Genomic DNA, 13083 nt, shown 5'->3' with positions numbered 1-13083 from the left:
CGCGGGGAAATCCCGGGATTTCCCGTGCGGAAAACCCGGGTTTTCCGCCCCCCTCACAGCCAGCTTGCGTAATCGGATACCAGCAGATGCAGGGGCGGCACATCCTCGTCTATGGCGGCGAAGCGGCCGATCGGTTCGCGGAACCAGTTGTCGGTCACGTCATCATTGACGGTCGAGACCTCTCCGATCAGCACATCGCCGCCTTCGCCCCAGAACGCATGCCAATCGCACGGCATCAGCGTGACGCTTTCGCCCGGTGCCAGCATCAACACCTCGCCCGGGGCGTAATCGCGCGCGATCCCGTCGCACATCACGCGCCCGCCCATGGCCGCATCAAAGGACCCATCGGGGGCCGATCCGAACAGCTGCACCGCAAGCGTCGCGCCGCCGCGGTTGATGATATCCTCGGCCTTGAGATAATGGCGATGCATGGGCGAAAGCTGATCTTGCCGGGAGATCAACAGCTTTTCCGCGTAGCACATGCCCCCACCGCGCTGGAGATCCGCCAGACGGCCATTGCGCAGCGTGAACAGGAACAGGCCCATCTCGTCAAAGCGGCCCTGCCCGTAATCGGTGATGTCCCAGCCCATGCGCCCGTCGATCATGGCCCGCGCGATGCCACGGTTGGCGCGCATCTGATCGGGGGTCCAATAGGCAAAGGGCGGCAAGACGAAACCGAACGAGCGGATGAATTCATCCGCCTCGGCCATGATGGCGTTGATGGTGGATCGCTTCATGTCGTGTGTCCCTGTGCCGATGCGCGACAGATCTGCGCCCTTGGCGGTCGAAACTCAAGCCCCTGCGCGCAAGCGTCAAGACAGGAACCCATGCCCGTGTGACACGAAAAAACCCGCCGCATTCGGATGCGGCGGGTTTCAGGAAAACCGGGTGCTGCGGCTTAGGCGGCGCGGGCGGTCAGGACCGCATCCACCTGCTTTTGTGCGCCAGCCTCATCGACGCCTTTGACAGCGGCCAGTTCGCGGGTCAGCCGCTCAAGCGCTGCCTCGTAGAGCTGACGTTCGGAATAGGATTGTTCGCGCTGATCATCGGCGCGATGCAGATCGCGCACCACCTCGGCGATCGAGATCAGATCGCCCGAATTGATCTTTTGCTCGTATTCCTGCGCGCGGCGCGACCACATGGCGCGCTTGACGCGGGCCTTGCCCTTGAGGGTATCCATCGCCTTGGACACGATATCGGGCGAAGACAGGGACCGCATGCCGACCTCGGCCGCCTTGGCGGTGGGCACGCGCAGGGTCATCTTGTCCTTTGCAAAGGAAATCACGAACAATTCGAGCCGCAGACCAGCGATTTCCTGTTCCTCGATCGACACGATCTTGCCCACCCCATGGGCGGGGTAGACGACGAAATCATTGGGGCTGAACTCTTGCGACTTGCGGACCTTCGTCATTCTTGTTTCCTTTTGCGCCTCCGGCATCACGCGACAACACGCCCTAGGAAACCCGAGGCTTTCCATAGACAGTCGTGATGCGTGAGGAAGGCAGAACAGGTTTGCGGACCTGCGATGGGTTATGGATAGACACGTCTTGCTGCATGGAAACATAGCACGTCACAGGCCACATTTCCAGCGAAGCGCGCAGCAAGGCTGAATAAACCCTGAAAATACAGGAATTATGGCAATGCAATCGGGCCATTGAGCCCCAAGACTGGCGCGAATCGGGGTATCAACCGCCCGCACCGGGGGCTTGCGACAGCAAATCCATCTTGCCCGCCTTGCCGTCCATCGCCTCGGCGTCGGGCAGTGGATCCTTGCGGGTGATGATGACCGGCCACAGCTCGGAATATTTGCGGTTGAATTCCACCCAGCGCTCCATGTCTGGTTCGGTGTCGGGGCGGATCGCGTCGGCGGGGCATTCGGGTTCGCACACACCGCAATCGATGCACTCATCGGGGTGGATCACCAGCATGTTCGCGCCCTCGTAGAAACAATCCACGGGGCAGACCTCCACGCAATCGGTGTATTTGCAGGCGATGCAATTTTCCGTCACGACATAGGTCATCGAACATCCTCATCTGGTTGTCTGTCTGGTCTGCTACGCCAGCGAAATCGCCTTTGCAAGGGTGGGCACGCTGCACAGCCTGCGGCAGAGTGTAAACTTGAGTTTACACCTTTCAAGCGATTTCTTGCGGCGCGCTGATCTTAGCCGTCAGGGTCGTCCTCGGCTTGCAGGGCATCAATTGCGCGGCGGTCCCGCTTGGTCGGGCGTGGCCCGATCCGCGTGGGTTCGGGCATGCCCGGTTCGGGCGGCGGCGTCAGATCCTCATAGAGCGCCTGTGCTTCGGGGGCGGGACCACGACGGATGGCCAGCGCAACAACCGCGATCACGCGCACCCGGGCGCCTTGGGCGAATGTCAGCACATCGCCGGCGCCAACAGGCGTGGCGGGCTTGCTCACCCGCTGGCCATTCACCCGCACCTGCCCGTCAGCGACCAATTTGGTGGCAAGGCTGCGCGACTTGAAAAACCGCGCCTGCCACAGCCACTTGTCCAAACGTTCGGTGGGGCGGGGGCCTGTCAGGGCTTGACCTTGAGGCCGGCCAAGGCCTGAGCAAAGGGATTGTCGGGGTCAATCCGGTCGCGCTGTTCGGGCCGGGCGGTAAAGGTCTTGGTCGCGTCGTCGCGCGGGGGTTTTTCGCCCTTGCCGCGCGGGGGTTTGCCACCCTTGCCACGGGGTTTTTCACCCCTGTCGAAACGGGGTTTGCCGCTATCCTCGCGCGGTTTGGCTTGCACGTCGCGCGGCTTGCGGCCTTCGTCAGAGGGCTTGGCGGCATCGCTCTTGCGGGGACCGCGACCGGCGCCAGCCGGACGCCGCGGTGCCCAGGTAAAGGTGTAAAACACTTCGCTTTCGACAGCCGTGGCGGCCTGTTCGCCCGGGATCTCGCCCGGCACTTCGGTGGGGGTCTCTTGCGGGGCTTCGTCGGGCTGTTGCACCGGGACTTCGACGGGGGCCTCGGTCGGGGTCTCGACCGGGGTGGGCATCGGGGTTTCCACCGGCGGCTCGACCGGGATCTCGGTCGGCACGGGATCGGGGGTGTCGCTTGCGGCGGCCGTGGCCGTGGCCCTGATCTTGGGCCGTTCGCCGCGTTCGGCACGGTAACCCAAGCCGCCCATCAGTTCGGCGAATTGTTCCAGCGTCAGCCCCGTGATCGACAGCATATCCGCCGTCGCCTCAAAACCTGCGCGCGTGTCCTTGCTGCGCAGCATATCGGCCAACCGTTCCAGCATGTCGATGCGGATCGCGCGCGCGGCCGCCGGGCGGTAGCCCGACATGGTGTAATAGCCCTGCGGCTGGCGGGTGTCGTGCGGGATGGTCACCAAACCCGGCGGCGGGCTTTCGGGGAACATGTCCAGCCCCTGCCACAGCCCCCAGAGCACAAGCCGCAACCGGGTCGGCGCGGGCTTGAGCAACAGCGGCAAGAAGATCGTGAACTGACCAAAGCGCACACCATGCTTTCGCAGCATGCCACGGGCATCCTGGTCGAGCGATTTGATGTCATCGCCGATCTCGGCGCGCGCCACGATGCCGAAGCTTTCCAGCATGCGGAATGCCACGCCACGCGCCAGACCGGTGATCGCCTCATCGCGCGAAAGCGCCAGAAGCGGCTCGAACTGGGCGGCGATGCGGCGGTCGATGAAATGTTGCAGGCGGCGCTGCACCTTTTGCATCACCTCTGGCCCGGCTTCGTCGTCGACAAAGGCGTCGGCCACGGGCTTGAGCGCCTCTTCGCCGCGGACCAGCTTGCCGATCGCCTGATCGCCCCACATCAGCCCGCCCTGTTCGGTCAGGTCAAACTCGGTATCGGGCGCGTTGTAAAAGCGGTCGGCGCGCAGATGAAACTCGGGGCGCAAGGCCGCTATCGCCGCCTGGCGCAGCGTTTTGGCCTCATCGGGTCCGGCGGTCTGGTCCTGACGGAAGCGGAAGCCCTCGATCCGGCCCAGGACCTGCCCCTCGACCGTTACCTCACCCTTGTCGTTCACATCAGCCACAAGGCTCTCCTTCTGCTTCAACCGGCGGAGCAGCACGCTCGTCCGCCGATCGACAAATCGTTGCGTCAACGCGCCGTGCAGCGCATCCGACAGGCGGTCTTCTACGGCACGGGTGGCGCCGCGCCAATGGGCAACATCGTCCACCCATCCATCACGCTGTGCCACATAGGTCCAGGTGCGGATATAGGCGAGCCGCTTTGACAAGGCGTCGATATCGCCTTCGACGCGATCGATCCGCTTGACCTGTCGGGCCAGCCAATCGTCGGGCACCCGGCCCAGATCATGCAGGAAATCATAGATTCGTCCCAGCAATTCCGCATGTTCGGCATGGCTGATGCCCCGAAAATCCGGAATGCGGCACACATCCCACAGCAAGCGCACCTCGCGCGCCGTGCCCAGACGTGCGCGCATGTCGTCGCGCTGCACGATGGTTTTCAGCGCCATGAGGTCATCCGCCTCGCGCGCGCGGGTCAGCCAATCATCCTCGGCCGGCGCCTCGAGCGAGGCGATCAGCCGCTCGACCGATCCGAATTCCAGCGCGGAATTGCGCCAATGCAGCTTGCGCACAGGGGCAAAGCGGTGATCTTGGATGGCTTGCGCAAGCTCGTCGTCCAAAGGTGGCGCCTCGCCGGTGACGCCGAAGCTGCCGTCTTGCGTGTAGCGCCCGGCGCGGCCCGCGATCTGCGCCAGCTCATTGGGCAACAGGTCGCGCATGCGCCGCCCGTCGAACTTGCGCAGCCCCGAAAAGGCGACATGCCGGATATCAAGGTTCAGCCCCATGCCGATGGCATCGGTGGCCACCAACAGGTCCACATCGCCATTTTGATACATCTCGACCTGTGCATTGCGCGTGCGGGGGGAAAGCGCGCCCATCACCACCGCTGCGCCCCCCTTTTGACGGCGCAACAGCTCGGCCATGGCATAGACATTCTCGACCGAGAATCCGACGATCGCACTGCGCGGCGGCATGCGGCTGACCTTTTTCGATCCGGTGTAGATCAGCTGAGAAAACCGTTCCCGCCCGACGAATTGCGCGCGTGGTACCAATGCAGCAATCGCGCCGCGCATGGTGGCCGCGCCCAGAAACAGCGTTTCGTGATGCCCGCGCGCATGCAGCAGCCGGTCGGTAAACACATGGCCGCGTTCGGGATCGGCGCAAAGCTGGATTTCATCGATCGCCACGAAATCGGCGCCAAGCCCCACCGGCATCGCCTCGACCGTGCAGACCCAGTATTGCGTGCGTTCGGGCACGATGCGTTCTTCGCCCGTGACGAGGGCCACCACCGACGGGCCGCGCAAGCCGACGATGCGGTCATAGACCTCGCGCGCAAGCAAGCGCAGCGGCAGGCCGATGATGCCCGTGCGATGGGCCAGCATCCGCTCGATGGCGTAATGCGTCTTGCCGGTGTTGGTCGGGCCCAGAACGGCCACGATGCGGCCCTTGCCCGTCAAGCTGGCATCCATGCGTTGCGCCCCTGTGGCTGTCCCGGCGGCGGATGGGCGTCAGAGCGCCGCACCCTCCAGCGCGCGGGAAACCCGCGCCACGGATGCGTTTATTTCCTCGCGGTGGGGATGTATAGCCTGTGCCGCCCGAAAGGCAGCCAGTGCGCCATCCAGATCGCCCATCTCTTCGAAAATGAAGCCAAGGCCGGTCAGCGCCCCGAAATGGCGTGGCTCCAGCGCCAGCACCCGCTGGATATCGGCGATGGCGGGTCCATAGCGATCCAGTTCGAAAAACAACGTCGCGCGCGCGTTCCAGCCTTCGGCAAAATCGGGGACGTGATCGGTCAAGGCGGTCAAGTGATCATGGGCCGCTTGCAGATCGCCATCGGCCAAGGCCGCGCGCCCGCGTTCCAGCAGGTAATCCCCCGCCGCCGACCCCGAGCGCGACCAGACCATCATGATTTCATCCTCGACCACGTCCCAATTGCGCAAATCAGGCGTGGCAAGCCGATCCAGAAGCGCATCCGCCGTGGTCGGCACCTGCGCTTGCGCCACATTCGGACAGGCCAGAAGCGACAGCGCACAAAGCGCTGCCGCAAGGGCAATATTGTGAAGGCGCGCAATCGACCGCATGCTGCATCACGTAGCATGTTCGCGCAGCCATTCCATATCAATCCCGCGCGAGCGACACAGATGAAACGGAAAGGGACCAAACAGATGAGCATGATCGATGAAGCGGTTGCCGCGCTGTCGGCGAAACTGGCGGATGGGTTCGACGGATCGGCCAAATTCGTGATCGAAGGTGCGGGGGCCTTGATCGTGGATGGCGGCGGCGTGCGCGCAGCCGATGATGGCGAAGAGGCCGATGTCACCATGACCGCCAGCGCCGATACCTTTCAGGGCATCCTCGCGGGCAATGTGAACCCGGCGATGGCCTTCATGTCGGGCAAACTCAAGCTCGAGGGCGATATGGGCACCGCCATGCGGCTTGGCTCGGCGCTGGGATGATGGCCAAGGGCAGCGCCCGGACCAGCCTGCTTGAGCCCGCGCCCTTTTTCCACGATGTGGCAGAAGGGCCCGCGGATGCGCGCGCTTTTTGGGTGCAGGCCGCCGATGGCACAAGGCTTCGGATGGCGCTGTGGCCGGGCGGGGCCAAGGCAACGATCCTGCTTTTTCCCGGGCGCACCGAATATTGCGAGAAATATGGCCGACTGGCCGATGATCTGGCCGCTGCGGGCTATGGCATGGCGGCCTTCGACTGGCGCGGTCAGGGGCTGGCCGACCGCCCGGCCCATCGCGCCGACATGGGCCATGTCACCAGCTTCGATGACTACCGCGCCGATGTCGCAGCCTTTCGCGCGGCGCTCGAAGGTTTGGGCGCGCCAAAGCCGTGGTTCCTGATCGGCCATTCGATGGGGGGCGCCATCGGGTTGCGCGCGCTTCATGACGGCTTGCCGGTGCAGGCGGCGGCCTTTTCCGCGCCGATGTGGGGCATCGCGATGCACCCCGCGCTCAGGGCGATCAGCGGCCCGCTTCTGACACTGGCCGTGCCGATGGGCATGGGCAAGGCCTTTGCCGCCACGACCGGCCCCTACAAGGTGATGGAATTCGACGACAACCCCCTGACCACCGACCGCGCGCAATTCGACTACATGGCGCGCCAGCTGGCCCGCTATCGCGAACTGCGGTTGGGGGGGCCGTCGAACATGTGGCTGCGCGCGGCCTTGCGCGAAACCGCCGCGCTGCTCGACCGCCCCGCCCCGGATGTTCCGGCGCTGGCGCTGATGGCCAGCCGCGAAAAGATCGTGGTCAATGCGGCGATCGAACGCCGCATGGCGGCATGGCCGGGTGGCGGGCTGCGCACCATCGAGGGCGCGGAACATGAACTGTTGCTTGAGGCGCCCGAACGCCGCCAACAGGTGCTTGCGGCAATCTTGTCGCATTTCGGGGCATATCCCCCCGAGCCTGTCGTCGTGACCTGAGGACGCCGGTCCGTCAGGGGGCCGGCCCTCAGGCAGGCACCAGAACCCCGTTTTCGAGCCGGACGCGCCGATCCATGCGCGCGGCCAGCAGCGGGTTGTGCGTGGCGATCAGCGCGGCCATGCCCGTGTCGCGCACCAAGCCCATCAGCGTGTCAAACACCCTGTCGGATGTGTCGGGATCAAGGTTTCCGGTCGGCTCATCGGCCAGCAAAAGCCGCGGGCTGTTGGCCAGCGCCCGGCAAAAGGCGACGCGCTGCTGTTCACCGCCTGACAATTCCGCCGGTCTGTGCGCCTTGCGCGCCGACAGGCCCACCGCCGCCAGAAGATCATCCGCCCGCGCCGAGGCCGCCGCCATGCTCACGCCATTGGCCAGTTGCGGCAGCACGATGTTTTCGGCCGCGCTGAATTCCGGCAAGAGATGATGAAACTGATAGACAAACCCCACCAGCCCCCGCCGGACGGCCGTGCGCGCGCTGTCTGCGGCGCGCGTCAGATCCTGACCGCAAATCTCGACCTGTCCCGCATCAGGCGTGTCGAGCAGCCCCGCGATATGCAGCAGCGTGGATTTTCCCGCGCCCGACGGCGCGACAAGCCCCACCACCTCGCCCGCTGCAATGCTGACACAGGCCCCGCGCAACACGCGCACCTCGCCGGGGCGGCCGATCTTGTAGCCCTTTTCGACCCCCGACAGCCGCAACACCGCCTCAGTCATGGCGCAGCGCCTCGACCGGGTTCATCCGCGCCGCGCGCCGCGCCGGAAAAATGGTCACGACAAACGACAAGCCCAGCGCCAGCGCCACCGCTGATCCCACATCGCCCCATTCCAGCCGCGCGGGCAGCGCGGATATCAACCGCACCGACGGGTCCCAGACCCCGCCCCCCGCGATCCAGTTGACCGCGCTGAAAATCGGGTCGATCCAGATCGCAAAGCCACAGCCCAAGGCCACACCGGCCAGCGTGCCCGCCACCCCGATCGAGGATCCGCACAAGAAGAACACCCGCAAGACCGACCCCTCGGACAGGCCCATGGTGCGCAAGATGCCGATGTCGCGCGATTTGTTCTTCACCAGCATGATCAGGCCGGACACGATGTTCATGGTGGCGATCAACACCAGGATGGACAGGATGATGAACATGATGTTGTCCTCCATTTGCAGCGCCTGCAAGAACGCCCCCGAGCTGTCGCGCCATGTCCAGACCGACACATCGCCCCCAGCCATGATCACCGGCAGCACCATCTGATCGACCGCTTCGGGGTCGTCGAGAAACACCTCGATCTCATCGGCGACGCCGTCGCGGTTGAAATAAAGCTGTGCTTGCTCAAAGGGCATGTAGACGCGCACCCGGTCGATATCCCAGCGACCAACCTGAAAGATATAGACCACCTCATGGGCCGAAACCCGCGGGCTGGTGCCAAAGGGGGTGCGCGCACCATCGGGCGAAATCAGCCGCAGCCTGTCGCCGATCTGCACGCCCAGTTCGCGCGCCACCCCCATGCCGATGGCGATCCCTTCGCCCGTGCCGAAACCCGCCAGATCGCCCAGCGCGCGTTCGGGGGCGGCGACCAAAGGCACGCGGCCCAGATCCGCCGCCGTGATCCCGATCACTTCGACCCCGGCATTGCGCCCCTCGTGGCTGGCCATCACCTGACCGCGAATGACCGCGGCCGCATGATCCACGCCGGGCAATGCGGCAATGGCCAGAGCGGCGGCGCCATAATCTTCGAACCGGCGATCCGCGCGACCCGCAGCATCGAATTCCGCCCGGTCATAGACACTGATATGCGCATTCGCGCCCAAGATCGTGCCGACGAATTCATGGCGAAACCCCGAGCGTACCGCCAAGGTCGCAATCAGGGCGGCCACCGCCAGCGTGATGCCCAGAAAGCTGATGATGGTCATGGTGCTGACCCCGCCTTCGGCCCGGCGCGCGCGCAAATAGCGCCACGCGATCAGAAATTCGAACCGGGAAAAGGGCGGCGGGTTGCGGGACACGTGGCTCTCCTTGATCTTGCGGGCAAGGTGGCCAGTTTGCCGCCCCTGTCAAGCGCAGGCCACCGCCGCCCCCATCTTGCCCGATCCCCTCGCCTGAGGCACAAGCAACCCATGGCCAAGCTCTATTTCCACTACTCGACCATGAATGCGGGGAAATCGACCCTGCTGCTTCAGGCATCCTACAACTACATCGAACGGGGCATGCAGACCTATCTGATGACCGCGAATTTCGATGATCGCGCGGGCCGGGGCCGGATCGGAAGCCGCATCGGGATCGAGGCCGAGGCCGATACCTACAGCCAGTCTTGCGACCTGTTCGAAAAGATCGAGGACCGGCTTGCCATGGGCCCATGCGCCTGTGTGCTGATCGACGAGGCGCAATGGCTGACGCGCGCGCAGGTCTGGCAACTGGCGCGCGCGGTCGATGATCTGGGCGTGCCGGTGATGTGCTACGGGCTGCGCGTCGATTTCCGGGGCGAGCTGTTCCCCGGCTCTGCCGCGCTGCTGGCGCTGGCCGACGAGATGCGCGAGGTGCGCACGATCTGTCATTGCGGGCGCAAGGCCACGATGGTGATCCGCATCGATGCCGACGGAAACGCCCTGACCGAGGGCGCCCAGATCGAGGTGGGCGGCAATGACCGCTATGTCAGCCTGTGCCGCAGGCATTTCCGCGAGGCAACCGGCGAGAAGCCCCCCGGCTGAGGGTTTCGCCGCCTGCGGGCCGCGACCCGCCGGGGGGCTTTGCCCCCCGGGTCGCAGAGTACTTCAGAAACAAAGAGGGGCGATCAGACCGGATTGGGCAGGGCGCGCCCCTGGGCAAGAGCGATGCAGTTGTCCAGCGCCATGCGCCCCATATCCTCCCGCACGTCGAGCGCGGCGGTGCCCAGATGCGGCAGAAGCGTGACGTTTTCCATGTCGATGAACGCCTGCGGCACCTTTGGTTCGAATTCGTAGACATCAAGGCCCGCGCCCGCGATCTTGCCTGCCTGAAGGGCGGCAACAAGCGCGGTTTCATCCACCACATCACCGCGGCTGATATTGACGAAGATCGCATGGGGCTGCATCGCCGCGAATTCGGGCGCGCCCATCAGGTGATGGGTCGCGGCCCCGCCCGGTGTGGCGAGAACGACGATATCGGCGGCGGCCAGTGCCGCCGGCATATCCATCTGTCGTGCGGGGAAATCGACCGCCTTGGGCGAACGGTTGGCGTAGACGATCTTGCAGCCAAAGCCGAAATGACAGCGCCTTGCGATGGCCTGACCGATACGGCCCATGCCGATGATGCAGACCGTGCGCCCTGACACATGCATGCCCAGCATCTGGGTCGGGTGCCAGCCCGCCCATTGGCCTGCGCGCAGCATCCGTTCGCCCGCGCCCGCGCGGCGGGCGGTCATCAAGATCAGTGTCAGCGCGATATCGGCGGTGGCATCGGTCACGGCACCGGGCGTGTTGGTCACGGCCACCCCGGCGGTGCGGGCGGCCGCCACGTCGATGTGGTTGTAGCCCACCCCGAAATTGGCAAGCAGCCGCGCGCGGGGCCGAGAGACCTCGGCAAAGGCCGGGGCGCGAAAGGCATCACCCAAGGTCGGCAAGATGATGTCGAAATCGCGCAAGGCTGCCACGCATTCGGCGTGATCCATCGGCGTCGTCACCGGGCGGCAGGTCACATCAAAGTGATCGGCGGCGGCCATCATCACGCTCTCGGGCAGGCGGCGGGATACAAGCAGTTTCAGCACATCTTTTCTCCGTTGGGCACAGGCTGGTCCGGGGCGATCAGCACGATCTTGCCCCCCGTATCATGCAGGCCCAGCACCAGTGCCTCGGACATGAAGGGGCCGATCTGGCGGGGTGGGAAATTCACCACCCCCAGAACCTGACGGCCCACCAGCGCCTCGGGGGTGTAATGGGCGGTGATCTGGGCCGAGCTTTTCTTGATGCCGATCTCGGGGCCGTAATCGACCCAAAGCTTGATGGCGGGCTTGCGCGCCTCGGGAAAGGCTTCGGCATGGGTGACGGTGCCCACACGAATGTCGACGCGCGCGAAATCGTCAAAGCTGATCATGCTGCTCATCCCTTCAACGCGCGGCTGCGGGCGGTCGCGGCGCCGACGGTGGCGCGCATCAAGGGCATGAGCCCCGCGGTCGCATCCATCAGCACCCCAAGCCCGGCCTGTGTCGTGCCATTGGGCGAGGTCACATTGATGCGCAATTGCTCAGGGGTTTCCAAAGCCTGTTCAGCCAGGGCACCCGCGCCTGCTACGGTCGCCTTGGCCAGTTGCATCGCCATTTCGGGCGGCAGCCCCTCGGCCTGCCCGGCGGCGGCAAGGGCGTCGATCATGTGAAAGACATAGGCGGGCCCCGATCCCGACAGGCCCGTGACGGCGTCGATCTGATCCTCGTCGGTCAGGCGCACCACCTGTCCGATGGCCGACAAGAGGCCTTCGGCCATGTCCAGATCGGCCGGCGTGGCGATGGCGTTGCCGATGATCGCGGTGATCCCCTTGCCGATGGCGGCGGGCGTGTTGGGCATGGACCGGATCACGCGGCTGCCCGGGCCAAAGGCCGCCTCATAGGCAGAGATCGGCGTGCCGGCCGCGACCGACAAGATCAACGTCCGGCCGCCACCAAAGCGTGCCACATGCGGCAGGGCGGCCTGCATCATCTGCGGCTTGACCGCGATCACCAAGACCGCAGGCGCATCGGGCAGGGCTGCGTTGATCCAAACCCCTTGCGCTTGCAGCCAGCCCGAGGGCTGGGGGTCGATCACATGGACCGCCGATGCCGCCAGACCGCCATTGAGCCAGCCCTGAAGCATGGCCGACCCCATCTTGCCGCAGCCCAGCATCACCAGCCCGCGGCGCGATATCCCGCTGAAATCCATGTCCACCCCCTTGGCTCCGGGGGCGGAGGTTAGGCGCGGCCGTAGCTCTGTGCAATGGCGACCTGCAAGGCATCGGCAGGGCTGCGATTGCCCCAGCAGGCCAGCTGAAACGCCGGGTAATAGCGTTCGGCCGCCAGCACGGCGGTATCCACCATGCAGGCGATCTGGTCGGGGGTGGCCAGTTGTTCACCCGACAGCACCAGACCATAGCGATAGGCCATCAGCTTTTGCGCCGGCCAATAGGTGAACGCCCCCGCCCAGCAGCGATCATTGGCCAGATTGAGCGTTTCATACAGATTGGGCAGCATCTCGGCGGGCGGTTCCATCTCGAAGGTGCAGATCATCCGCAGCGTTTCGTCATAGGCCGACCAAGCCAGCGTCACCGAATAGGTGCGCCATTGTCCCTCGATCGCCATGGCGATCTGGTCGTCGGTCACGCGGTCGAAATCCCAATCGTGATGGGATGCCAGCGTCTCCACGATGTCGATGGGATGCAGATCATCGATGTCGAGATATTGCTCGGAATGCGACATTGCCCAGGCCTCGTGTTTTTGCAGCCGTTCGGGCCTTGGGCCTCGGGTCCAAGACGCCCGCTATTGGCTGGGTGTCTTTACAATCAGGTGCGGGCAAAGCGCCTGCGCCTACCAGATATGGTGCGATTCTTGCGCCCTTGTGTAAAGCAATATTTTTGTGACGCAGAGAGCGCCCCCACGAAAGACGGAGGTATCCACAAGATTATGTGGGATGGGGGCTGTTTGCACCCGCATCGGGTCGGG

15 protein-coding genes are annotated in these 13083 nt (G+C 64.8%); 3 read left to right on the top strand and 12 right to left on the bottom strand.

Annotated elements, in window-relative coordinates; genetic code table 11:
* Nucleotides 1-53: 53 nt before the first annotated feature.
* The 6 genes from Q0094_RS08895 to Q0094_RS08870 form a co-directional block, all read right to left on the bottom strand.
* The gene (locus tag Q0094_RS08895) at nt 54-737 is read right to left on the bottom strand and encodes a D-lyxose/D-mannose family sugar isomerase (RefSeq protein WP_297617992.1); all 684 of its coding nucleotides are present in this window, start codon (nt 735-737) and stop codon (nt 54-56) included.
* Nucleotides 738-898: 161 nt separating this feature from the next.
* Nucleotides 899-1411, bottom strand: a complete 513-nt coding sequence (locus Q0094_RS08890; RefSeq protein ID WP_297617989.1) for a CarD family transcriptional regulator — start codon at nt 1409-1411, stop codon at nt 899-901.
* 274 nt (nt 1412-1685) lie between these two features.
* The gene (fdxA, locus tag Q0094_RS08885) at nt 1686-2021 is read right to left on the bottom strand and encodes a ferredoxin FdxA (protein WP_297617986.1); all 336 of its coding nucleotides are present in this window, start codon (nt 2019-2021) and stop codon (nt 1686-1688) included.
* Between the two features lie 140 nt (nt 2022-2161).
* On the bottom strand, nt 2162-2512 hold the full coding sequence (locus Q0094_RS08880; RefSeq protein WP_297617983.1) for an RNA-binding S4 domain-containing protein: 351 nt from the start codon (nt 2510-2512) through the stop codon (nt 2162-2164).
* Nucleotides 2513-2535: 23 nt separating this feature from the next.
* The gene (locus Q0094_RS08875) at nt 2536-5472 is read right to left on the bottom strand and encodes a helicase-related protein (RefSeq protein WP_297617981.1); all 2937 of its coding nucleotides are present in this window, start codon (nt 5470-5472) and stop codon (nt 2536-2538) included.
* A 39-nt stretch (nt 5473-5511) separates the two neighbouring features.
* Nucleotides 5512-6084, bottom strand: coding sequence for a tetratricopeptide repeat protein (locus Q0094_RS08870; protein ID WP_297617978.1), 573 nt, complete (start codon nt 6082-6084; stop codon nt 5512-5514).
* 84 nt (nt 6085-6168) lie between these two features.
* Here Q0094_RS08870 and Q0094_RS08865 point away from each other — a divergent pair, with 84 nt between their 5' ends.
* Both Q0094_RS08865 and Q0094_RS08860 read left to right on the top strand, forming a co-directional pair.
* Entirely contained in the window at nt 6169-6459 is a 291-nt protein-coding gene (locus Q0094_RS08865; RefSeq protein WP_297617976.1) for an SCP2 sterol-binding domain-containing protein, read from the top strand.
* On the top strand, nt 6459-7433 hold the full coding sequence (locus tag Q0094_RS08860) for an alpha/beta hydrolase (protein ID WP_297617974.1): 975 nt from the start codon (nt 6459-6461) through the stop codon (nt 7431-7433). Before Q0094_RS08865 ends, Q0094_RS08860 begins: the two co-directional genes overlap by 1 nt.
* A gap of 28 nt (nt 7434-7461) precedes the next feature.
* Here the strand turns inward: Q0094_RS08860 and Q0094_RS08855 are convergent, their stop codons facing one another.
* A complete protein-coding gene (locus Q0094_RS08855) occupies nt 7462-8145 on the bottom strand; it encodes an ABC transporter ATP-binding protein (RefSeq protein ID WP_297617973.1) in 684 nt (227 codons plus the stop codon).
* Nucleotides 8138-9427, bottom strand: a complete 1290-nt coding sequence (locus Q0094_RS08850; protein WP_297617971.1) for a lipoprotein-releasing ABC transporter permease subunit — start codon at nt 9425-9427, stop codon at nt 8138-8140. Before Q0094_RS08850 ends, Q0094_RS08855 begins: the two co-directional genes overlap by 8 nt.
* Before the next feature lie 111 nt (nt 9428-9538).
* Here Q0094_RS08850 and Q0094_RS08845 point away from each other — a divergent pair, with 111 nt between their 5' ends.
* Nucleotides 9539-10129, top strand: a complete 591-nt coding sequence (locus Q0094_RS08845; RefSeq protein ID WP_297617968.1) for a thymidine kinase — start codon at nt 9539-9541, stop codon at nt 10127-10129.
* Nucleotides 10130-10212: 83 nt separating this feature from the next.
* Here Q0094_RS08845 and Q0094_RS08840 read toward each other — a convergent pair whose 3' ends face one another.
* From Q0094_RS08840 to Q0094_RS08825, 4 genes are read right to left on the bottom strand one after another with little or no spacing between them, the layout of a single operon-like run.
* Complete coding sequence (locus tag Q0094_RS08840) at nt 10213-11160, bottom strand: D-glycerate dehydrogenase (protein WP_297618257.1); 948 nt, start codon at nt 11158-11160, stop codon at nt 10213-10215.
* Nucleotides 11157-11498 carry a tRNA-binding protein gene (locus Q0094_RS08835; RefSeq protein WP_297617965.1) on the bottom strand — a complete coding sequence of 114 codons (342 nt, stop codon included), beginning with the start codon at nt 11496-11498 and terminating at the stop codon, nt 11157-11159. The genes Q0094_RS08840 and Q0094_RS08835 overlap by 4 nt, the downstream gene beginning before the upstream one ends.
* Nucleotides 11495-12307: a pyrroline-5-carboxylate reductase gene (gene proC / locus Q0094_RS08830; protein ID WP_297617962.1), complete on the bottom strand. Its 813-nt coding sequence runs from the start codon at nt 12305-12307 to the stop codon at nt 11495-11497. Before proC ends, Q0094_RS08835 begins: the two co-directional genes overlap by 4 nt.
* 29 nt (nt 12308-12336) lie before the next feature.
* The gene (locus Q0094_RS08825; RefSeq protein WP_297617952.1) at nt 12337-12840 is read right to left on the bottom strand and encodes a YbjN domain-containing protein; all 504 of its coding nucleotides are present in this window, start codon (nt 12838-12840) and stop codon (nt 12337-12339) included.
* Between the last annotated feature and the right edge of the window lie 243 nt (nt 12841-13083).

It is taken from the genome of uncultured Roseicyclus sp., from assembly GCF_937892565.1.
Lineage (GTDB): Bacteria > Pseudomonadota > Alphaproteobacteria > Rhodobacterales > Rhodobacteraceae > Roseicyclus.
This window is presented reverse-complemented; position numbering and strand designations above follow the sequence as displayed.

Coding starts and splice junctions, on each gene's coding strand:
- Q0094_RS08865 (WP_297617976.1), top strand. CDS start 6,169: ATGAGCATGATCGATGAAGCGGTTGCCGCGCTGTCGGCGAAACTGGCG.
- Q0094_RS08895 (WP_297617992.1), bottom strand. CDS start 737: ATGAAGCGATCCACCATCAACGCCATCATGGCCGAGGCGGATGAATTC.
- Q0094_RS08825 (WP_297617952.1), bottom strand. CDS start 12,840: ATGTCGCATTCCGAGCAATATCTCGACATCGATGATCTGCATCCCATC.
- Q0094_RS08860 (WP_297617974.1), top strand. CDS start 6,459: ATGGCCAAGGGCAGCGCCCGGACCAGCCTGCTTGAGCCCGCGCCCTTT.
- Q0094_RS08845 (WP_297617968.1), top strand. CDS start 9,539: ATGGCCAAGCTCTATTTCCACTACTCGACCATGAATGCGGGGAAATCG.
- Q0094_RS08890 (WP_297617989.1), bottom strand. CDS start 1,411: ATGACGAAGGTCCGCAAGTCGCAAGAGTTCAGCCCCAATGATTTCGTC.
- Q0094_RS08855 (WP_297617973.1), bottom strand. CDS start 8,145: ATGACTGAGGCGGTGTTGCGGCTGTCGGGGGTCGAAAAGGGCTACAAG.
- proC (WP_297617962.1), bottom strand. CDS start 12,307: ATGGATTTCAGCGGGATATCGCGCCGCGGGCTGGTGATGCTGGGCTGC.
- Q0094_RS08875 (WP_297617981.1), bottom strand. CDS start 5,472: ATGGATGCCAGCTTGACGGGCAAGGGCCGCATCGTGGCCGTTCTGGGC.
- fdxA (WP_297617986.1), bottom strand. CDS start 2,021: ATGACCTATGTCGTGACGGAAAATTGCATCGCCTGCAAATACACCGAT.
- Q0094_RS08835 (WP_297617965.1), bottom strand. CDS start 11,498: ATGAGCAGCATGATCAGCTTTGACGATTTCGCGCGCGTCGACATTCGT.
- Q0094_RS08870 (WP_297617978.1), bottom strand. CDS start 6,084: ATGCGGTCGATTGCGCGCCTTCACAATATTGCCCTTGCGGCAGCGCTT.